21 protein-coding genes are annotated in these 20672 nt (G+C 64.2%); 10 read left to right on the top strand and 11 right to left on the bottom strand.

The annotated features are described in order from the left end of the window. The first annotated feature begins 46 nt into the window (after window positions 1-46). From NPS58_RS15285 to chrA, 4 genes are all read left to right on the top strand, one after another. Entirely contained in the window at window positions 47-1027 is a 981-nt protein-coding gene (locus NPS58_RS15285) for a helix-turn-helix transcriptional regulator (protein ID WP_274116547.1), read from the top strand. An 82-nt stretch (window positions 1028-1109) separates the two neighbouring features. Next, window positions 1110-2852 (top strand): amidohydrolase, encoded by a 1743-nt coding sequence (locus NPS58_RS15280; protein ID WP_274116192.1) that lies wholly within the window; start codon window positions 1110-1112, stop codon window positions 2850-2852. Between the two features lie 113 nt (window positions 2853-2965). Continuing rightward, complete coding sequence (locus NPS58_RS15275) at window positions 2966-3706, top strand: TorF family putative porin (RefSeq protein WP_274116191.1); 741 nt, start codon at window positions 2966-2968, stop codon at window positions 3704-3706. Between the two features lie 78 nt (window positions 3707-3784). Further along, the gene (gene chrA / locus NPS58_RS15270) at window positions 3785-4972 is read left to right on the top strand and encodes a chromate efflux transporter (RefSeq protein ID WP_274116190.1); all 1188 of its coding nucleotides are present in this window, start codon (window positions 3785-3787) and stop codon (window positions 4970-4972) included. A gap of 19 nt (window positions 4973-4991) precedes the next feature. Here the strand turns inward: chrA and NPS58_RS15265 are convergent, their stop codons facing one another. Beyond that, window positions 4992-5462, bottom strand: coding sequence for a GNAT family N-acetyltransferase (locus NPS58_RS15265; protein WP_274116189.1), 471 nt, complete (start codon window positions 5460-5462; stop codon window positions 4992-4994). A gap of 46 nt (window positions 5463-5508) precedes the next feature. Then, window positions 5509-5814, bottom strand: coding sequence for a DUF7693 family protein (locus NPS58_RS15260; protein ID WP_274116188.1), 306 nt, complete (start codon window positions 5812-5814; stop codon window positions 5509-5511). A gap of 77 nt (window positions 5815-5891) precedes the next feature. Here NPS58_RS15260 and NPS58_RS15255 point away from each other — a divergent pair, with 77 nt between their 5' ends. The 3 genes from NPS58_RS15255 to NPS58_RS15245 all read left to right on the top strand — a co-directional run bounded on the left by NPS58_RS15255 (window position 5892) and on the right by NPS58_RS15245 (window position 9906). Continuing rightward, complete coding sequence (locus NPS58_RS15255; protein ID WP_274116187.1) at window positions 5892-6407, top strand: sigma-70 family RNA polymerase sigma factor; 516 nt, start codon at window positions 5892-5894, stop codon at window positions 6405-6407. Further along, complete coding sequence (locus NPS58_RS15250) at window positions 6404-7378, top strand: FecR domain-containing protein (protein WP_274116186.1); 975 nt, start codon at window positions 6404-6406, stop codon at window positions 7376-7378. Before NPS58_RS15255 ends, NPS58_RS15250 begins: the two co-directional genes overlap by 4 nt. Before the next feature lie 86 nt (window positions 7379-7464). Next, window positions 7465-9906, top strand: coding sequence for a TonB-dependent siderophore receptor (locus NPS58_RS15245; protein WP_274116185.1), 2442 nt, complete (start codon window positions 7465-7467; stop codon window positions 9904-9906). A gap of 33 nt (window positions 9907-9939) precedes the next feature. Here NPS58_RS15245 and NPS58_RS15240 read toward each other — a convergent pair whose 3' ends face one another. Then, on the bottom strand, window positions 9940-10326 hold the full coding sequence (locus tag NPS58_RS15240) for a hypothetical protein (protein WP_274116546.1): 387 nt from the start codon (window positions 10324-10326) through the stop codon (window positions 9940-9942). A gap of 63 nt (window positions 10327-10389) precedes the next feature. Beyond that, the gene (locus NPS58_RS15235; protein ID WP_274116184.1) at window positions 10390-11121 is read right to left on the bottom strand and encodes a hypothetical protein; all 732 of its coding nucleotides are present in this window, start codon (window positions 11119-11121) and stop codon (window positions 10390-10392) included. 123 nt (window positions 11122-11244) lie between these two features. On the opposite strand from NPS58_RS15235, the gene NPS58_RS15230 reads away from it, so the two are divergent. From NPS58_RS15230 to NPS58_RS15220, 3 genes are read left to right on the top strand one after another with little or no spacing between them, the layout of a single operon-like run. Further along, the gene (locus NPS58_RS15230) at window positions 11245-11802 is read left to right on the top strand and encodes a MarR family winged helix-turn-helix transcriptional regulator (protein WP_274116183.1); all 558 of its coding nucleotides are present in this window, start codon (window positions 11245-11247) and stop codon (window positions 11800-11802) included. Further along, window positions 11803-12516 (top strand): MOSC domain-containing protein, encoded by a 714-nt coding sequence (locus NPS58_RS15225; RefSeq protein ID WP_274116182.1) that lies wholly within the window; start codon window positions 11803-11805, stop codon window positions 12514-12516. Between the two features lie 44 nt (window positions 12517-12560). Next, the gene (locus NPS58_RS15220; protein WP_274116181.1) at window positions 12561-13772 is read left to right on the top strand and encodes a YeeE/YedE family protein; all 1212 of its coding nucleotides are present in this window, start codon (window positions 12561-12563) and stop codon (window positions 13770-13772) included. A gap of 27 nt (window positions 13773-13799) precedes the next feature. Here NPS58_RS15220 and NPS58_RS15215 read toward each other — a convergent pair whose 3' ends face one another. The 7 genes from NPS58_RS15215 to NPS58_RS15185 form a co-directional block, all read right to left on the bottom strand. Beyond that, entirely contained in the window at window positions 13800-14873 is a 1074-nt protein-coding gene (locus tag NPS58_RS15215) for an NAD(P)-dependent alcohol dehydrogenase (protein ID WP_274116180.1), read from the bottom strand. Window positions 14874-15031: 158 nt separating this feature from the next. Further along, window positions 15032-15847 (bottom strand): gamma-glutamyl-gamma-aminobutyrate hydrolase family protein, encoded by an 816-nt coding sequence (locus NPS58_RS15210; RefSeq protein ID WP_274116179.1) that lies wholly within the window; start codon window positions 15845-15847, stop codon window positions 15032-15034. A 458-nt stretch (window positions 15848-16305) separates the two neighbouring features. Beyond that, a complete protein-coding gene (locus tag NPS58_RS15205; protein WP_274116178.1) occupies window positions 16306-17094 on the bottom strand; it encodes an amino acid ABC transporter ATP-binding protein in 789 nt (262 codons plus the stop codon). A gap of 18 nt (window positions 17095-17112) precedes the next feature. Further along, window positions 17113-18354 carry an NAD(P)/FAD-dependent oxidoreductase gene (locus NPS58_RS15200; RefSeq protein ID WP_274116177.1) on the bottom strand — a complete coding sequence of 414 codons (1242 nt, stop codon included), beginning with the start codon at window positions 18352-18354 and terminating at the stop codon, window positions 17113-17115. A 26-nt stretch (window positions 18355-18380) separates the two neighbouring features. Beyond that, the gene (locus tag NPS58_RS15195) at window positions 18381-19091 is read right to left on the bottom strand and encodes an ABC transporter permease (protein ID WP_274116176.1); all 711 of its coding nucleotides are present in this window, start codon (window positions 19089-19091) and stop codon (window positions 18381-18383) included. Further along, entirely contained in the window at window positions 19088-19807 is a 720-nt protein-coding gene (locus NPS58_RS15190; protein ID WP_274116175.1) for an ABC transporter permease, read from the bottom strand. The genes NPS58_RS15195 and NPS58_RS15190 overlap by 4 nt, the downstream gene beginning before the upstream one ends. Window positions 19808-19912: 105 nt before the next feature. After that, window positions 19913-20671 (bottom strand): transporter substrate-binding domain-containing protein, encoded by a 759-nt coding sequence (locus tag NPS58_RS15185; protein WP_274116174.1) that lies wholly within the window; start codon window positions 20669-20671, stop codon window positions 19913-19915. Window position 20672 lies beyond the last annotated feature (1 nt).

The raw sequence follows: 20672 nt of genomic DNA, 5'->3' as shown, positions 1-20672 counted from the left end.
AAAAACCTCAATAACAAGGAATACCCTCGTGGCACCACAGCTGTCGATGGCAACGCTCCAGGCGTTCAATCGTTGTGTTCTCCAGTTGGCCAGCCTTGCCCGCGAGGAGGGCGGCTCGCACTTCATCGCCGATGGCCTGCAGGCCTTTCGCGAGCTGGTGCCGTTCGCCTCGGCGTGGTGGGGCGAAATGTCCGGCGTCGGGGCCAGTAGCGCGCCGCGCAGCTGGATGCACGGGCGCATCGACCTGCCGGCATCCTTTGCCAGCGAATGGCGCCAGGTGGCCGGGCTCGACAGCTTCGCCCTGGACACCCTGGCAAGGCCCGGCAGGGTACTGCGCGACAGCGAGTTCACCGACCCGGTCGAAGCGGTCAACGTGTTCGCCCGCCGCTACGACCTCTACCACCTGATGTGCATCACTTTCGAGCTGCCCGAAAGCGGGCTGAATTTCTTTGTCTGCCTGTACCGGGGCATCGACGACGTGGCGTTCGACGCCAGCGAGGAAGGCCTGTTCGCTGCATTTTGCGATCACTTGCTGCAGCTCTGGCGCTTTCAGGTACAGGACATGATCCGGGTCGACACCGGCAATGGCGCCAGTGACTTCGGGGTGACACGCCTGGACGGCAGCCTGCTGTACATCGGCGCCCGCTTGTGCGCGGCGATCGAGCGCGAAGTGCCGGGCTGGCACGGTTCGGCGTTGCCGCCCGAAGTGGTCGCGCAGTTGGCCAGGGTGCCCTGCGTGATGCGCCTGGGGCGCTGCGCGCTGACCCTCAATGCCAATGGCGAGCATGTGATCCTGTCGCTGGAGGCACCGCCACCCGGCGTGGTGCTCGCCCCCCGCGAGCGTACGGCAGCGATGCTGTTCGCCGCTGGCCATTCCTACAAGGAGATCGCTCGCATCCTGTCGTTGAGCCCGGCCACGGTGCGCACCTACCTGCGTAACTGCTATGCCCAGCTGGGGGTCAAGAGCAAGGTGGAGCTGGGTTCTGCCTTGAGGGCCGGGCATGCAGGGGGTGAAAAAACCGCCTGACCCTCCTCATTTGCGGAGGTTCGCTCTTTTGCGGCGCGCTATAGGGTGTGCCCAGCCCCGATAAAAACAAGAGAGCGTTCCAATGCAACGATTGATCCCCACGCTGTTGGCCACCACGCTGGCCATGTACTCCTGGCAGGCCATGGCCGCTGCCGACCTTGTGCTGCTCAACGGCAAGGTGTTCACCGCCGAACCTGGCCAGGGCTTGATGCAAGCGGTGGCCGTCAAGGATGGCAAGATCCTGCAAGTGGGCAGCGATGCCCAGATCGCTGCGCTGGCCGACGCCCATACGCAACGCATCGACCTCGCCGGCAAGGTGCTGATGCCCGGCATGATCGACACCCACAGCCACCCGGTGGTCGCGGCCTTCGACAGCCTTGGCGCCAACCTGCAGGACGAAGAAAAGCCGTTGCCCGAGCTTGAGCAGTGGATCCTGGCCGAGGTCGAGGCAGGGCGGGGCCGGGCTGGCGATGTCATCAGCATCGCTGGCGTCAGTTCAGCGTACTGGGAAAAAAGCCGCGAGCTGGGCCAGCTGTTCAACCAGGGGCGCTGGGTGGATCAACCGCTGGTGCTCAGCGGTATCGACGGCCATACCGGCTGGGCCAACAATGCCATGCTCAAGCGCTTGAACATCGACGCGGCACGGGTCAAGGGCATGTCGGAGCAGGACCGCAGCTACGTCGGCCACGACGCCGACTTCACCCCCAACGGCTACTTTTCCGAATCGCGCTGGGACCAGGTGCGCAGCCAGATTCCGCCGGCCAGCGAAGCGGTCATGATCAAGGCCGCCCGTGAGGCCGTGCGGATCAACAACCAGTACGGCGTCACCGCATGGATGGACGCTGCCTCGAACGCTGGCAGCGGTGACTCGCTGTTTGACTTCAAGGCCACCGAACAGAGCGTGGGGGTACTGCCGCTGTACCGTGCCCTGGCCGAGAAGGGCGAGCTCAGTGCCCACGTCGCCGCCTTGATGATCGCCAACCCCAAGAGTCGGCCCGCCGACCTTGAAGTGCTGGCCAAGGTGATGAAGCAGTTCGACGGTGTGCCCAACCTGAGCTTCCCGGGAATCAAGGTGTTCGTCGACGGCGTGCTCGAGTTCCCCGGCCAGACCGCAGCAGTGATTGCGCCCTACACCAACAGCCACAAGAACGGTCAGTTGCTGATCGAACCCGAGCACTTTGGCGAACTGGTGGCCGCCGCCGAACAGCGCGACTGGATCGTACACATGCATGCCGTGGGTGACCGGGCGGTGCGCGAGTCGCTCAATGCTGTCGAGCATGCGCGCACGCTCAACCCTACCCCCAAGGCCCACAGCATCAGCCACCTGCAACTGGTCGATCCCAAGGACTTCCCGCGCTTCAGGCAATTGGGTGTGATCGCCTCCATGCAGTTGCTCTGGGCCACCGGCGAGAGCTACACCGTCGAGCTGGTCAAGCCCTACATCAGCGCCTCGGCCTATGGCTACCAGTACCCGGCCCACTCCCTGCAAAAGGCCGGGGCGACGATTGCCGGTGCCAGCGACTGGCCGGTGTCCAGCCCCAACCCCTGGAACGCCATTGCCCAGGCCATCACCCGCAAGGGACCGCTGGGGGTGCTCAACGGCAAGGAGAGCGTCGATCGCCAGGTCATGTTCCAGGCCTACACCCTCAATGCTGCCAAGACCCTGCGCCTTGAGCAGCAGATCGGCTCGCTGGCGCCTGGCAAGCAGGCCGACCTGATCGTGCTCGACCGCGACGTGTTCAAGGTCAGCGACGACGAGCTGTTCGACACCCAGGTGCTGAAGACCTTCTTCGCCGGCAAGCAGGTGTACGCCCCCGCGTCCTGACCGCGCTTCCCGCACCCCAATACCTGCCTCCGATGCCTGGTTCCTTGCCCTGCGAGGGGCCAGGTCTCGCCTGCACGAATCTGCCCGTACACCGATAACAACAAGGGTTTCGTATGAACGCACGCACCATCTTCACCGTTGCCGGCTTGCTGCTGGCGCCACTGACCAGCCAGGCCTTGACCCTGAGCGACGACTTCAGCCTGGAGCTGACCCTGGACGCCGTCAGCGACTATCGCTCCCGTGGCGTTTCGCAGACCCTCGGCGACCCGGCGCTGCAAGCCGGCGCCACCTTGATCCACGGCAGTGGCCTGTACCTCGGCGCGTGGACCTCGAACGTCGACTACGGTTTCGACTACAAGACCCGCCAGGAGGTGGACTACTACGCCGGCTGGTACTGGCAGGCCACTGATGCCATCAGCCTGGACCTGGGCTACCTCAAGTACAGCTACCCCAAGGAAGGCCAGTTCAACATGAGCGAGGTGTACGCCATCCTCGACTTGTACGGGGTCAAGCTGGGTGCCAATTACTCGAGTGACACCCCCAACGCCTTTGGCGAAGACCAGGACACCCTGTACAGCTACCTGGGCTACAGCTTCACCCTGCCTGCCGACGTCGGCGTTGAGCTGCGCGTGGGCTACAACGACGTCAAGGACCCTGCGTTCTGGGCCACCAACGGCGACAACCGCGACGCCTACTACGAGTGGGAAGTCAAACTGACCCGGGCGTTCTTCGGGGTCACCTGGGGCTTGAGCTACATCGACACCGACCTGAAGAAAAGCGAGTGCATGAGCTGGTACGGCTATGACGACCTGTGCTCGGCCACCCTGGTGGCCAGCGCAAGCAAAACATTCTGAAAGGCGGCGGGGCACTGTAGGAGCGGGCTTGTCCCGCGATAGACTGTCGATCATCTCTACAGATCAGAAGCGCCGCGCATGCCCCGCACCCCAGCATCCAGCCCCTGGCAGGTCTTTCTCATCTTCTTGCGCCTGGGCCTGAGCGCATTCGGCGGCCCGGTCGCCCATCTTGGCTATTTTCGCGACGAGTTCGTGACCCGTCGACGTTGGCTCAGCGAGCGTAGCTATGTTGACCTGGTGACGCTCTGTCAATTCTTGCCAGGCCCTGCCAGCAGTCAGGTCGGTATCGCCCTGGGGCTGTCGCGTGCGGGCTACCGGGGCGCCCTGGCGGCCTGGCTGGGCTTCACGCTGCCTTCAGCGCTGGTGCTGATGCTGATTGCCCTGGGTGTGAACGGCTTTGGTTCTGCGATACCCGCCGGTGTGCTTCATGGTCTGCACGTGGTCGCCGTGGCGGTGGTGGCCCAGGCGGTCTGGGGCATGGGCCGCACGCTGTGTCCGGATGCCCCGCGCATAACGCTGATGCTGGTGGCTGCAGCCTTGGTGCTGGTGGTGCCTTCGCCCTGGGTGCAGGTAGGCGTGATGGTGGCGGCGGGCGTGGCCGGGCTGCTGCTGTTTGCCCCCGGCAGGGCCAGCGCCCACGAGCCGCTGCCCATCATGGTCGGCAAGCGTGCGGGTGTGTGCTGGCTGACGCTGTTTTTTGTCCTGCTGGTGGGGTTGCCGTTGCTGGCCGAACGCTGGCCGAGCCCGGCGCTGGCGATGTTCGATGCCTTCTACCGCAGTGGCTCGCTGGTGTTTGGTGGTGGGCACGTGGTGCTGCCGTTGCTGCAGGCCGAAGTGGTGCCCACGGGCTGGGTCGCCGGTGAAACCTTCCTGGCCGGCTACGGCGCCACCCAGGCAATGCCGGGCCCCTTGTTCACCTTTGCCGCGTTCCTCGGGGCCTCGATGCAAGTGGGCCCCTCCGGCTGGGCAGGAGGCCTGCTGTGCCTGGTGGCGATCTTTGTGCCGTCGTTCTTGCTGGTGATGGGGGCGGTGCCTTTTTGGGAGCAGCTGCGGCAAAACCTGAGCATGCAAGCGGCGATGCTTGGGATCAATGCGGCGGTCGTCGGGTTGCTGCTGGCTGCGCTGTATCGCCCGGTGTGGAGCAGCGCCATTCTGCGCCCGGCGGACCTGGGCCTGGCGCTGGTGGCATTGCTGGCGTTGATGCGCTGGAAGCTGCCTCCATGGCTGGTGGTGATCGGTTGCGGTGTCGCCGGCTGGCTGATGTAGCGGCGGGCTTGCCTCGCTTCTACCTGTGCAGCTCCATGTGGACAATATCGATAGGCTGTCCACCGATGCCGTGGCTGAAGAAGCCCCGGCGGCGGGTCACGAACCCGTGCTTCTGGTAGAAACCCTCCGCGTTAAGGGTCGATTCCACCTTGATCATATCGATGCCAGGCGCCTGTGCCTTGTCGATGCCGATGTGCAGCAAGCGCGCCCCCAGCCCGGTACCGGATGCCTCGGGCAGGATGAACAACCGTGTGACTTCGCCGGGCTCTGCGTCGACAAAACCGACGATTCTGCCCTCGCTCAAGGCCACGACCATGTGTCCGTGGGCGATCAACTGCTCGTAGAACGCGGGTGTTCGTTCGCCCATCCAGCCCTGGAGTTGCTCGGGGCTGTACCGGCCGTTGGCCAGGGCGTTGATCGATTGGCGGGTAACATCGAAAACCGCCTGGCCATCGCCGGGCTGTGCGGGTCGAAGGGTATATCGCTGCATCACCACATCCTTGTTGTGCATTCCAGACAGACACGCAGCCTAGCAACTATCGCTGCGGCGTGCCCAGCAACAACCGTTCGATCTGTGCCAACTCCCAGGTGCTCAACAGGCTGACCGGGTCGGTGCCATAGCGTTGCCAGGTGTCCAGCGAACCCTCGCGGCCGTCGGGGTGGCGGCAGTGCTCGCAGTGGTGCAGGCGCTGGCCTTCGAAGTCCAGCAGCAACTGCCAGCCCTCGATATCTACGCGTACCTGGCCACCGGCCAGGCGAGGGGGCAGGGGCTGCAGTGGGCGAACACCCAGGGCGGCGTCGCGCAGTTGCTGGTAAACCTCACGGGGTGTCAGGACGGGCATCTGTCATCTGTTCCTGCAGGGGGATTGTATATTCACGGTGCCATCATGATAATGAGACTAATTACCATTAGCGCGTGATGATCGAAGTGACCAGCTCTGTCGACTCAAAGGCTATCGTGGCCCATCTGTACAGCGATCATCATCGCTGGTTGCGTGCCTGGCTGTATCGCCGCCTGAACTGCCCCCATGACGCTGCCGACCTGGCACAGGATACCTTTGTCCGGGCCATGGGCAGCACGGCATTGCCGGCCCTTGAAGAGCCCCGTGCCTTTCTGGCCACGGTTGCCCGGCGGCTGTTGATCAATCTGTTTCGACGTCGTGCGCTGGAACAGGCCTATCTCGAAGAACTGGAGCGCTTGCCGGTGCAGTGCATGCCGTCTGCCGAGGACGTGTTGCTGGTGCGCGAAGCCCTGGCGCAGATCGACCGGCTGCTGGACGGACTGCCGCAACGGGTGCGCCACGCTTTTATTCTGCATCGCCTGGAAGGGTTGAGCCAACCGTCGATTGCCGAGCACCTGGGGGTGTCGCTGGCGACGGTAGAGCGTGATCTGCGCCGGGCCTTCCTGCATTGCCTGAGTGTGAGCCCCGAATGAGTAACGTACCGGTCGATCGCGCTACCCACGAAGCCGTGGGCTGGCTGCTCAAACTTGAAAACGCCCCGACGCAGAGTCGCATGCACCATGCCTTCGAGCTGTGGTTGCAGCGATGCCCGAGCCACCAGACGGCCTGGCAACGGGTCAATGCGGTGCTCGAGCAACCCCTGGCCGACCTGCACCAGGCCGAGCAACGCAACCCGGGGCAGTTGGCCATGGCCAGCCGCAGCCTGCGCACGCAGCCATCGCCTTCGCGGCGCAAGGTGTTGGGGGGAGGGCTGGCCATGCTGTTGCTGGGCTTGGGCGGTGCGGGCCTCGTGCATCGACGCATACCCCTGGGCGATGTACTGGCCGACCTGCACACCGGCACCGGCGAGCGTCGTACCTTTACTCTGGCCGATGGTTCGCGCTTGCGCCTCAATGCCCGCAGCGCCGTGGACCTGCGGTTCAATGCCAGCCAGCGCCTGGTGATACTGCGCGACGGCGAGCTGCAGGTCGAGGTGGCCGCCGAGCCCGGTCGGCCGTTCATCATCGCCACGCGCCAGGGGCAGGTACAGGCCCTGGGGACCCGGTTCATGGTGCGCCAGGAGAACCAGCAAAGCCTGGTCTCGGTACAGCAACACAGCGTGCTGCTCAGCACTGGCAGCGCCGTCCCGCTGAAGGTCGAGCAAGGTCAGGCATTTCGCTTCGACGGTGTGCGCAGTGAGGCGCTGGCGCCGTCGCTGCGCACGCGCGCCAGCTGGACCGAAGGGCGCGTGGATGTGCGCGACGAACCGCTGGGTGAATTGGTCGAGGCGTTGCGCCCCTACCGCGCCGGGTTGCTGCGCATCAGCCCGCAAGCGGCGCAGATCCGTGTGTATGGCAGCTTCCCGCTGGATGACAGTGATCGAACCTTGCTGTCGCTGAGCGAAACCCTGCCGATCCGTGTCGACAGCCTCGGCAGCTGGCTGACCCGCATTGATGTGATCTGATTTCAAGAATTTCAGCGGGAGGTGAGGGGATCCCGCGCCTGGCGTGTCCTCGTTATGGACAACAACTTCGAACGAGCCCACAGCCAATGCCCGATTCCATGATCCGCCCCAGCCTGCTGGCCCTTGCCATCGCGCTGGGCAGCAGCACGCCGATGTACGTCCTGGCGCAGGACGCGAGCGCCGTCAGCGCCACCCAGGCCTTCGATATTCCTGCCGGCGACCTGGGTGAAAGCCTGAGCCGCATCGCCCGTCAGTCCGGGCGTGTGCTGTCGGTAAACCCTGTGCTGGTGCAGGGCAAGCGGGCCGCCCCCGTCAGTGGCCAGCTCACACCGGAGCAAGCCGCCAGCCAGGCCCTGCGCGGCAGTGGCTTGCGCTTGAGCATCACCGCTGGCGGTACCTGGAGCCTTGAGCCAGCGGTGGTCGGCGATGCCGTGGAACTGGGTGCCACCCAGGTCACCGGGCAGGGCGATGAAGATGCCTGGGGTCCGGTGGTGGGCTATGTGGCCAAGCGCACCGGCACCGCGACCAAGACCGACACCTCGGTACTGGAGACACCGCAGACCATCAACATCATTACCCAGGAAGAGATCAAGGCCCTGGGCTCGCAGTCGGTGACCCAGGCCCTGCGCTATACCCCCGGTATTACCGGGGGTGGTTTCTCCGATCGCGTCGGCATCTTCGACGAACCCACGTCTCGGGGGTTCAGCCCGACGCCCTTGTACCTGGACGGCCTGCACTTGCCCTACGGGGGCGGCAGTACCGGCGGCGCGTTGCAGATCGACCCCTACCTGCTGGAGCGCATCGAGGTGATGAAGGGCCCCGCATCGGTGCTCTACGGCCAGAACCAGCCGGGCGGCCTGGTGAACATGGTGTCCAAGCGTCCTACCAGTACGCCCTTGCGCGAGGTGGTGCTGGGCGGCGGCAGCCAGGATCGTCGTGCTGCCTCCTTCGACTTTGCCGGGCCAATCGATGATCAGAGCGAGTTCCTCTACCGCCTGACCGGTAGCGGCTTCGACAAGAACGGCGAGATCGACTATGTCGAATCGCAGCGCTTCGTACTGGCGCCCAGCCTCACCTGGAACCCCAGCGAGCAGACCCGCCTGACGCTCTACGGTCACTACCAGAAAGACAATGGCGTGCCCGAGGCCCAGGGCCTGCCTGCCGTGGGCACGGTATTCGAGAGCCCCAACGGGCGGATCAAGCGCAGCCGCTTCATTGGCGAGCCGGGCGTCAACGCCTATGATCGCGAGCAGTACACCTTCGGCTATGAAGTGAGCCATGAGCTCGACGATGTCTGGACTCTCAAGCAGAACACCCGCTACGCCTATGTCGACGACCGCTACCGGGCACCCCTGCATGGCTACCGCTTCGTGACCAACCCGCAGACCGGGGTTGACGACCAGCGCTACCAGACCCGCTTCGGCGTCGACTGGGCGCAGCGCAACAAGGTGTTTGGCGTCGATAACATGGCCCAGGCCAAGTTCAACACCTTCGATGTGGCCCACACCCTGCTGGTGGGGGTCGACTACTACCACTCCAATTCCAAGTTCCTCGGCCTGTACGACCGCAACCCGCCGATCATCGACCTGTACTCGCCGGTGTACGGCCAGCCGCTGAATTTCGGCCAACCCTACGATTGGGACAATACGGTTACCCAGACGGGCCTGTATGTGCAGGACCAGCTCAAGTGGGAAAACTGGTTCCTGACCCTGGGCGGCCGCTATGACTGGGTCGAGGTCGACACCCGCCAGCCGATTGCTGGCAATTTCAGCAACGTCAAGGATGAGAAGTTCACCGGCCGGGCGGGGCTTGGCTACGCCTTCGACAACGGCTTCACGCCCTATGTGAGTTATTCCGAGTCGTTCCTGCCGTTGAGCGGCACTGACCGTGGCGGCAAACCGTTCGAGCCGTCCACCGGCAAGCAGGTCGAGGCCGGGGTCAAGTACCAGCCTCCGGGGCAGGACAGCTTCATCCAGCTGTCGGTGTACGAGATCGAGCAGCAGAACATCCTCACCACCGATGTCAGCAACCCCGGATTCAGCAGCCAGGTCGGCGAACTGCGGTCCCGTGGCGTGGAGCTGGAGGGCAAGGCCAACCTCACTGACAACCTGGGGGTGATTGCTTCGGTGTCGCGCAACGACGTGACCTACACCAAGGACAATGACGGGCGCGAGGGGCGTCACCCCGCCGGCACGCCACCGTTGACGGCGTCGTTGTGGCTCGATTATCACTTTATCGGTGACACCCCGCTGGCGGGCCTGGGCATGGGTTTGGGCGCGCGCTACGTGCGCGGCAGTGACGGCACCGACTTTGCCGACGGCAACTTCAGCATCCCGTCCTATACGGTGTACGACGGCATGATTTCCTATGACTTGCAGCAGTCGCCGCTGCGGCTCAAGGGCGTGAAGCTGCAGATGAACCTGCAGAACCTCGAAGACAAGGTGTACGTCAGCCGCTGTACCAGCGATGTGGACTGCTATTACGGAGAAGGGCGGACCTTGACGACCGAGCTGACCTACAACTGGTAACCGCTGCGCTTGGACGCCAGGCGGCCGGGGTGGTCAGGCATCGCGCAACAGGTCATGGTTATCGAGCAGCCGGTAGGCAATCTCCGGCTTGCGTTCCAGGGCCCGACGGATGGCGGCGGGAATGCTCTGCCGGGTCTTGCGGCACAGGCCCGGCAGGTCGTCGATCTGGATGGTGAAGCCACGCATGGTCCGCACTTCGTTGAAGCTTGGACTGATGTGCAGGCGAATCCCCAGGTTCTCGTACAGCTTGCGCTGCATATGCTCGAGGTCGGCCAGGTCCTGCAGGTTTTCCAGGCGTTCGATCAGGCGCTTTTCTTCCTGCCGGGTCAGCAAAAGGATGCGCATGTCCTGCAACGATTCCCGGCCGCAATCGCAAGCGCCGGGTGGGCAGGGGGAACGGGTGGGCAGGGTGGCGTTCATGACCTCCAGCATAGCAACTGTCTTGACCGGTAGGGGCGGGCTTGTCCCGCGAACGATCCCCTCCTACGGCTTGAGCTTCCAGGTCCCAGGCAGCGACAGATCGCCCGAGCTGATGTCCCAGACGCTGCTGACGCACAGCAACGGGTTGTGCAGGTCGGCATTGACCTTCAGCGCCGCCGTCACGCCGTCATAGTTGAATGTCTGCGGGAAGCCCACGGCCGCCAGTGGCACGCTGATCCGCGCGGCGTTCTTGTCCACGCTCAGGTCGTAGCCGGGGGAGTCGATGTAGATCGGCGCGCCCGGCCAGGTGGCAGGCAGCTTCGGCGTCGCCCCCTTGGGGATGTCACGCACCTTGAGTCCTCCCGGGCCGCAGCTTTCATCCTTGCTCAGCACCACCCAGTGGGAATGCCACAGGCCACCGTCGTTGTCGGTCTTGCCGTCGCGGTTTTCATCGAGCTTGGGCGTGTCGTCGAAGTCCGGGTGCGAGGTCAGGGCCAGGGCCAGGATACCGGCCTTGGCGTCGAAGCCCACGCTGCTGCTGTCCAGGCTGGTGGGCCACACATAGCTGTAGACCTCGGCGCCGGCAAATGCGCCCTTGGCGGTGGGCAGGCGACTGCCGGCCTTGCCGTCCACAAGTTGCTCGAACACCAGGTTGTCGCCTTGCTTGAAGACCCGGGTCTGGACCAGATCGAAGGCGGCCTCGGCATTGCCTTTGGCGCTGCTGATACCAGGGCTTTCATGGGCCCAGGCCTGGGTGGCCAGCAAGGTGAGGGTGAAGGCGAGGGTACGTTTCATGGGATCACTCCGGTGGTTTATGGTTTCGATTCGATACCAAATAGCCTAAGCCGATCCCAGCCTTTGTCAATATAGTTTTTATTCGATACTATCTATCGACGTCATTCATCGAGGCCAAGCGCCGTGCTATTCGACCTGTTGGAACGGCTGTCGAGCCTGACCCGCGTCTGGTTTCGCCAGCACCCGCTGCTGGCCGAGCTCCAGCCCATTCAGCTGAGCGCCTTGCTGTACCTGGCGCGCTGCAACCGTTACTCCAATACGCCGCTGGCGGTGACCGAGTACCTGGGCCTGACCAAAGGCACGGTGTCGCAATCGCTCAAGGCCCTGGAAGCCAAGGGCTTGATCCTCAAGACGCAGGCTGTGAGCGACAAGCGCAGCGTGCACCTGAGCCTGACGGAGCCTGCCCGGGCGTTGCTCGACGCGGTGATGCCGCCGGACTTCCTCGCCGCCGCTACCGCCCGCATGGGCGCCCGCGCCGAGGACCTGGAAGGCTTGCTGCTCGACCTGTTGCGCACGATCCAGCGCAACGAAAACGTACCGGGCTTTGGCCTGTGCAAGACCTGCCGCTTTCATCGCATCACCACCGACGGCGGCTTTTGTGAACTGACCCGGGAGCCTTTGGCCATGGCCGAGCGCGATTTGATCTGCCGCGAGCACCAGCTCGCCGAACCGACGGAGTAAATGCCCATGACGGCGATCCCCCTGACGCTTGATGCCGTACTCACCGGCAAGGCCGTGGCCTATACCCGGCCAGGCTCCAGCAGCGCCATCGACAAGCAGCCGCGCAATGGCGAAGTGGCCGTCACCTATCTGGGCCTGGCCGGCGACGAGCAGGGCGACCTGCGGGTTCATGGCGGCAAGGACAAGGCCATCCACCATTACCCGCGCGAGCACTACAGTGCCTGGGCGCTGGAGTTGGGCGAGCACCCTTTGCTGCAGGCCCCCGGCGCTTTCGGGGAAAACCTCAGTACCCATGGCTGGACCGAGCACTCGGTGTGCCTGGGCGACCGCCTGCGGGTGGGTACGGCGTTGCTGGAGGTTTCCCAGGGGCGCATGCCGTGCTGGAAGCTCAATGACCGCTTCGGGGTCGGGGACATGTCGCTGCGGGTCCAGCAAAGTGGCCGCACCGGCTGGTACTACCGGGTGCTGGAGGAGGGCGTGCTGCGGGCAGGGGCGATGTTCGAACTGGTCGAGCGCCCGAGCCCGCAGTGGTCGGTGGCGCGGTTGTCAGCGGTGTTGTTCGACAAACAGGTGGATGCCGATGTCCTGCGCCAATGCCTGGCGCTGCCGTTGGCGCCATCCTGGCGGCGGACCCTGGAGCGTCGCCTCGAGAAGGCCGAAGTCGAGGATTGGACGCCGCGCCTGCAGGGGCCTGGCGTCGAACGGCCCGCCTGATCGGGGTATACTCGCCGCCCGTTCTGCTTAATCCGAGTACCACGATGGGTCTTACCGTTGCTGCGGCGCCTGAGCGCCGCTTTGCTGTTCCGCTGTGCGCGCTGGCCCTGCTGCTGGTGGGCGCGCTGTTCCTCAACAGCGCTGCCGGCCTGCAACAGGTCCTGCTGCTGATCGTCGGCGCCGCCCTGGGGCTGACGCTTTACCATGCTGCCTTCGGCTTTACCTCGGCCTGGCGGGTGTTCATTACCGAACGCCGTGGTGCTGGCCTGCGGGCGCAGATGGTCATGCTGAGTGTGGCCGTGCTGCTGTTTTTCCCGGCCTTGAGCGCAGGCAGCCTGTTCGGCACGCCGGTCACCGGGCTGGTCGCGCCGATCGGGGTGTCGGTGGTGTTCGGGGCGTTCATCTTCGGGATCGGCATGCAGATGGGCGGCGGCTGCGCGTCCGGCACGCTGTTCACCGTGGGCGGCGGCAACGCGCGCATGCTGGTGACGCTGCTGTTCTTCATCATCGGCTCGGTGACCGCGACCCATCACGCCGATTGGTGGTTCGCGCTGCCGTCGTTGCCTGCCACTTCCATCGTCAAGGCGTGGGGCGTGATGCCGGCCCTGGCGGCCAGCCTTGGGCTGTTTGCGGCCATCGCCTGGCTGACCCGGGTACTCGAGAAGCGCCGTCACGGCCAACTGGAAGCGCCGGTGCAAAGCGACGTGCGTGGCCTGCGCCGCTTCCTGCAAGGGCCCTGGCCGCTGGTGTGGGGGGCGGTAGCCCTGGCCTTGCTCAACTACGCCACCCTGGCCCTGGCCGGTCGGCCCTGGGGTATTACCTCGGCGTTCGCCTTGTGGGGTGCCAAGACCTTGAGCGGCCTGGGCGTGGATGTCGGCAGCTGGGTATTCTGGCAATCGCCAGCCAATGCCAAGGCCCTGGCTTCACCGCTGTGGCAGGACATCACCACGGTCATGGACATCGGTATTGTGCTGGGGGCCTTGCTCGCTGCCGGGCTCGCCGGGCGTTTTGCACCGAACCTGAACATTGGGCTGCGTTCGCTGATCGCGGCGGTGGTGGGCGGCCTGCTGCTGGGCTACGGTTCGCGCCTGGCCTATGGCTGCAACATCGGCGCATATTTCAGTGGGATCGCCTCGGGCAGCCTGCACGGCTGGTTGTGGTTGATCGCCGCCTATGCCGGCAACCTGGTGGGCGTGCGCCTGCGTCCGTTTTTCTTCGCAGGCGAGCGGCGCCAGGTGCAGCTCAGCGGTGGCTGATGCTGTCCACCTGACGCCTGCCGGGCCTTATGGGGTGATCGCTACTTTCATCACCCCGTCTTGCTGATGGGCGAACAGCTCGTACGCCGCCTCGATGTCGTCGAGCTTGAAGCGATGGGTCACCAGCGGCTTGAGGTCGACGCTGCCGCTGCCCACCACCTCCATCAGCCGGCGCATGCGCTCCTTGCCGCCGGGGCACAGGGTACTGACGATACTGTAGTCACCCAGCCCTGCGGCAAAGGCCGACAGCGGGATGTTCAGGTCCGAGGAATACACTCCGAGGCTCGACAGCGTGCCGCCAGGGCGCAGGATGCGCAGGGCCGACTCGAAGGTCGATTGGGTGCCAAGGGCTTCGATCGACACATCCACACCCCGGCCGTGGGTCAGAGCCATGATCTGCTCCACCACATTGCCTTGCTTGAAGTCGACCACATGGGTCGCCCCCAGTTGGCGTGCAACGCTCATGCGGGCGGGGACGGTGTCGACACCGATAATGGTGGTCGCCCCCATCAGCTTCGCCCCGGCGACGGCACACAAGCCAATCGGTCCCAGGGCAAATACGGCGACGCAGTCGCCGATGCGCACACCGCCGCGTTCAGCGCCGCAGAAGCCGGTGGACATGATGTCGGGGCACATCAGCACCTGTTCATCGCTCAGCCCATCGGGAATCGGCGACAGGTTGGCCATGGCGTCCGGCACCAGCACGTATTCGGCCTGGCAGCCGTCGATGGTGTTGCCGAACTTCCAGCCCCCGGCCGGGCGGAAGCCGTGCGCGGTGCCGGGGCCGTCCTGCGAGGCGCAACCACACAGGCAGGCATAGCTGTGACCGCTGGGGGTGATGGCGCCGGCGATCACGCGCTGGCCTTCCGTGAAACCCTGGACCTGGGAACCGAGTTTTTCGATGATGCCCACTGGCTCGTGACCAATGGTCAGGCCCTTGGCGACCGGGTACTCGCCGCGCAGGATGTGCACGTCGGTGCCGCAGAGGGTGGTGGTGGTTATGCGCAGCAGCGCATCGGAAGGGCCCACGTCGGGAATGGGCTTTTCATCCAGAACAATGCGATTCTTTTCGACGAAGATTGCCGCTTTCATGCGGGACATGGCCATTTCTCCTGAACAGGTATGCGTGGCTGGGTCGTGCAGTCTTCGGTCAGGGTGCGCGTGTTGGGCGGGGATTGCTATTGATGGGGATCATTAAAAAGCATCGCGGGGCAAGCCCGCTCCTGCAATAGGAGCGGGCTTGCCCCGCGATGTTTGCATCAGGCGGCGGAGCTAAGCTTCTTTACCCCTGAAACCTTGGCCACTTGCTTGCGGCAGGCTTCACCGAAGGCCTCGAACATCTTCACGGAGTCCGGGTTCTTCGCTGCTTGCCATTCCGGGTGCCACTGAACGGCGAACAGGAACGGCGACAGGCTTGGAGCATGGATTGCCTCGACCAGGCCGTCTTCGGCGCGGGCCAGCGGCTCGATGCCCTTGCCCAGGTTTTTCAGGCCCTGGCCGTGCAGCGAGTTGACGCGGATCTCGTCGGTCCTGAGCAGCTTCTGCAGCCAGCTACCTTGCTCGATGCGCACGCTGTGGACAGCGCTGTACTGCACATCGACCGGATCTTCCGGGTTTTCCCGGTGATCGTTGAAGCCAGGCTCGGCGTAGACCTTCTGGTAGATGTCACCACCCAGGGCCACGTTGATTTCCTGCATGCCACGGCAGATACCGAAGATTGGCAGGCCGCGGGCGATGGCGAGCTTGACCAGCGGGATGTCGAACAGGTCGCGGTTGCGGTCCTGGCCCTTGCCCGGGGTTTCGTTCTCCTGGCCGTACAGGGCAGGGTCGATGTTGCTCCCGGCACCGGTCAGGTACACGCCATCGGCCATGTCCAGGTAGGTTTCCAGGTCTTCGATACCGCAGCAGGTCGGAACCAGGACCGGTACGCAACCGGCGTGTTCAACCAGCGGGACGATGTATTTGTGGGTCATGACCTGATAATCGTGACCTTTGCGCTCCTGGGAGCCCATGGTCATCAGGACGACGGGTTTGCGAAGGGTTTGATTCTTATTGCCAATGTTGCTGTTGGGCATATGTCACCTTGGGACAGGCGCGGCCTGTCATTATTGTGCAGGCGCGCAATTGAAACCTGGGCGCTACCTGAGGTTTCGAGCACTGCCGGAACGCCGCGCTGGGCCAGCATTTCCGGTCGAAACCTGTCATACAGCTTGCCAGAGCCGTTTAATATGTCAAACGACTTCAGATTGCGCAGGTGAAGGCTCTCATTGCGTTGGTGCAATTTCAGGGCTGCAGGCCAGGCAAGGCGGTATTACAGCGGTTCTTGTAGTTGATTATTATTGACAGCAGTTGCAGAGGGGCCTGCGAGCAAAGCTGGGGCCGGGGCTCAACTCGATCGTCGGGGGGGAGGGGATTAGTGGTGCGGTGCCGACTTTCAGCATCGGCTTGATCAAGTCGAAAATGCATCCGCAGTAAGCTGAACGCGGGGCAAACCCGCTCCTACTGGAGCGGGTTTGCCCCGCGGTTGCATCGGTCAGTGCAGGATCTGCGCAAGAAACCCCTTGGCCCGCGCACTCTGCGGGTTGTTGAAGAACGCCTCGGGGCTTGCATCCTCGATGATCTGCCCGCCATCCAGGAACAGCACGCGTTCGGCCACTTGCCGGGCAAAGCCCATCTCATGGGTCACGCACAGCATGGTCATGCCGGTGTCAGCCAGTTTCACCAGCACATCCAGCACTTCGGCGACCATTTCCGGGTCCAGCGCCGAGGTCGGCTCGTCGAACAGCATGATCTTGGGTTTCATGCACAGCGCCCGGGCAATGGCCACCCGTTGCTGCTGGCCACCGGAAAGCTGGCTGGGGTATTTGCCGGCCTGATTCTCGATGCCCACCTTGTTCAAGTAGAACCGCGCACGCTCCTCGGCCTCCTTGCGCGACAGGCCGCGCACAGTCATGGGCGCCAGGGTGCAGTTGTCCAGCACGCTCATGTGCGGGAACAGGTTGAAGTGCTGGAACACCATGCCGATTTCACTGCGCACCTGGCCCGCTTCACGGGTGGTCAGGGCAAGGTCGGTGTCGTTGACCCGGATGCTGCCGTGCTCGGCGATCTCCAGGCGGTTGATGCAGCGAATCAAGGTGGACTTGCCCGACCCCGAAGGCCCGCACAGGACGATCCGTTCGCCCTCGCGCACGTTGAGGTTGATGTCGCGCAGTACATGGAAGGCGCCGTAGTGCTTGTTCAACCCCTCGATACGCACCACGACTTTGCGCGGGTCGGTTTGCGGGGCAGGGTGGCTGGAAGCAAGGCTCAGTGAAGCGGTCATGTTGTTATTCTCCCGCGATCAATTGAAGCGTGCCGCGCTGTAGGGCGCAGGGTCGGTGAAGGTGCGTTCGCCGGTCATCATCTCGGCCAACAGGCGGCCGCTGACCGGGCCCAGAGTCAGGCCGTGGTGGGCGTGGCCGAAGTTGAACCACAGGCCCTTGTGCCGAGCGGCCGGGCCGATGACCGGGCGCATGTCGGGCAGGCAGGGGCGTCTGCCCAGCCAGGGTTGGGCGTCCAGGCGCTGGCCCAGCGGAAAGATCCTGCGGGCAAGGGTTTCGCAGCGCTGCAGCTGGATTTCGTTGGCGGCATCGCTGCTGGCAGCGAACTCGATGCCGGTGGTCAGGCGAATGCCCTGGGCCATGGGCGCCAGTACATACCCGCCCTGGCCATCGCAGATCGAGTGCTTGAGCTGGGCGCCGTCGCGGCCCTGGTAGTGCATGTGGTAGCCGCGCTTGATTTCCAGCGGAATGCGGTAGCCCAACGGCTTGAACAGGTCGCCCGCCTGCGGGCCAAGGGCGACGACCACCTCTGGCGCGGTGATCGGGCCATGGCGGCTGCCCACCTGCCATTCGCTGTCGATCTGGCGCAGGGTGCGGGCATCGCCGTGGATGAACTGGCCACCGCGCTTGACGAACAGGGCTGCATAGCCACGGGTCAGGGCACCGGGGCTGGTGACGGTCTTGGGGTCGAGCCAGTGGATGCCGCCGACCACGCCGTCGGTAAGATCCGCTTCACGTGCCTGCAGTTGCGCGCGATCCAGAATCTCGTAGCCCAGGCCGTATGGCTTGAGCGCATGGGCGTCGGCCTTGGCCCTGGTGAAGGCGGCGTCGTTGCGAAACACCTCGATCCAACCGTTGGCCTTGACCAGTTCGCCCAGGCCTGCGGCTTCGATCAAGGCGTCGTGTTCTTCCACGCAGCGCTCCACCAGGGGCAGCATGGCCCGGGTCGCCACGGCGAGGCCCGCGGCGGAGGAGTTCTGCCAGTACTTGAACAGCCAGGGGGCGATCTTCGTCACGTGGGTCAGGCTGTAGCGCACGTCGGACTGACGATTGAGGCCGTAGCGCAGCAGGCTCGCCAGCTCCCGCGGGAAGGCATAGGGAATGACGCTCGAGCGTTCGATCAGCCCGGCGTTGCCATGGCTGGTGCCGCTGCCCGGCTCGTCGCGGTCGATAAGGATGACCTTGCGCCCGCGGGCCTGCAGGTGAAGGGCCGTGCTGACGCCGACGATCCCGGCGCCCAGAACGATGGTTTGACAATGCATTGGAACGGTCCTCACAGAGCAGGCAATCAGCGCAGGTGGCGGCCCAGTCGGGCTTCTATGTGTTTGAGGCTGCGGCGCACGATCTCGACGATCAGCAGGTAGAGCACGGCGGCCCACAGGTAGATCTGGAAGTCGAAGCTGCGCGAGAAGGCAAGCTTGGTCACGCCCATCAGGTCGTAGATGGTCACCAGCGAAGCAATTGCACTGGCCTTGATCATCAGGATCAGTTCATTGCCCAGCGGGCCGATGGCGATGATCAGCGATTGCGGCAGGATCACCTTGAAGAAGGTGGTCGAGCGCTTGAGGCTCAAGGCCTTGGCTGCTTCGTACTGGCCCGGGGCGACCGCCAGCAGGCTGCCGCGAAAGATTTCGGCCTGGTAGGCTGCGGTGTTGAGGGTGAAGGCCAGTACCGTGCAGTACCAGGCGTCGCGAAAGAACCACCACAGGCCGACGTCCTGCCAGAAGCCCTTGAGCGAGCCCAGGCCGTAGTACAGCAGGAACAGCTGGGCCAGCAGTGGCGATCCACGGAAGAAGTAGATATAGCCGGCGCTGAACCGCTGCAACAGCACGCTGTTCGACAGCCGCGCCAGGGCCAGCAGCATGCCCAGCAGGGCGCCCAGGGTGAAGGAAATCGCCACCAGCTTGCCGGTCACCAGCAGGCCGTCGATAAAGCGCGGGCCATAGCGTTCCAGCAGGTCGGGATCCAGGACCAGGGCCAGCAGTTGATCGAAACTCATGTCCGGGCACTCCGCAGATGGCGACTGAAATACTGCTCGATGTACACGAAGACCCGGCCCGACAGCGCCGAGAACAGCAGGTAGCCCAGGCAGGCGACGCCGTAGAAGAACATCGGTTCCTTGGTGACGCTGACCGCAAGATTGGTCTGGCGCATCAGGTCGACCAGGGAAATGGTCGAGACCAGCGAGGTGTCCTTGAGCAGCGACAGCCAGTTGTTCGACAGCCCCGGCATGGCGATACGCACCAGTTGCGGAAACACCACCTTGCGAAAGGTCGTCGCCTTGCTCAAGCCCAGGGCCTGGGAGGCCTCGTACTGCCCTTTGGCGACGGTCTTGAAGGCGCCCAGCCAGATCTCGCTGGAGAAGGCGGCGAAGACCAGGCTGAAGGCAATCATCGCGGCCAGGAAGGTATTGATCAGCACCTCGCCTTCATAGCCCATCGCGGCGAGGATCTTCTGCGCGGCGATCTGGCAGCCGTAGTAGATGATCAACAGGGTGAGCAGTTCGGGCAGGCCACGGAACACCGTGGAAAATACTGTGGCCACGGCCCGAGGGAAGCGCTTGGGCGAGCGTGCCATCAATGCGATGCCCAGGCCCAGCGGCAGGCCGATGGGCAGGCAGGCCAGCGCCAGGGAGATGGTTACCAGGGCGCCGGCCAGCAAGGCCTGGCCCCAGCCGCCACTGGCGAAAGATAACAGGGACAATTGTTCGAGCATGGGCGAACCCTCTCGCAGGAAGAGTGAGCGGTACAGGCGGTGGGGGTTTCGCGGGGCAGGCCCGTTCCCACAAACGCTGTGGGAACGGGCCTGCCCCGCGATCGATCACTGGTAGATATCGAAGTCGAAGTAGCGACTGGCGATCTTCTGGTAGGTGCCGTTGGCGACGATTTCGTCCAGGGCCTTGTTCAGGCGCTCGCGCAGGGCGCTGTCTTCCTTGCGCACGGCGATCGAGGCGTCGGCCTTGGTGCCGTTGACGTCGCCGAGGATCTTGCAGCAGTCCTTGCCGGCCTTGCCCAGCCATTCGTGCAGGGGGAATTTGTCGGCGATCACACCGTCCAGGCGCCCGGCGGCGAGGTCGGCGTTGGCTTCATCGAGGGTGGGATAGAGCTTCACGTCGGCACCGGCCTTGCCATAGACGTCTTCGGCGTAGATGGCCTGGGTGGAGGACGCCTGCGCACCGACCGTATAGCCCTTGAAGTCGGTCTGCGCATCGCTGATCTCGCTGTCCTTGGGCACGGCGACCGACAGCGGGGTCTTGTAATAGTGGTTGGTGAAGGCAATCTTCTTGCGCCGCTCCTGGGTGTCGATCATCGAGGCCACCACCGCGTCGTACTTCTTGGCCATCAGCGCCGGGATGATCCCTTCCCAGTCCTGGGCGACCAGGGTGCACTCGACTTTCATCTGCTCGCACAGGGCCTTGGTGATATCCACGTCGAACCCGTGCAGCTGGTTATCCGAATCGACATAGTTGAACGGTGGGTAGGCACCTTCAGTGGCAATCTTGAGGGTCTCGGCCTGGGCCGAAGTCATGCCGGCCAGCAGCAGGGCGCACGCACCTGCAAAGCGGATAACGGGTTTCATG

It is taken from the genome of Pseudomonas putida (assembly GCF_028682455.1).
GTDB lineage: Bacteria > Pseudomonadota > Gammaproteobacteria > Pseudomonadales > Pseudomonadaceae > Aquipseudomonas > Aquipseudomonas putida_AA.
This window is presented reverse-complemented; position numbering and strand designations above follow the sequence as displayed.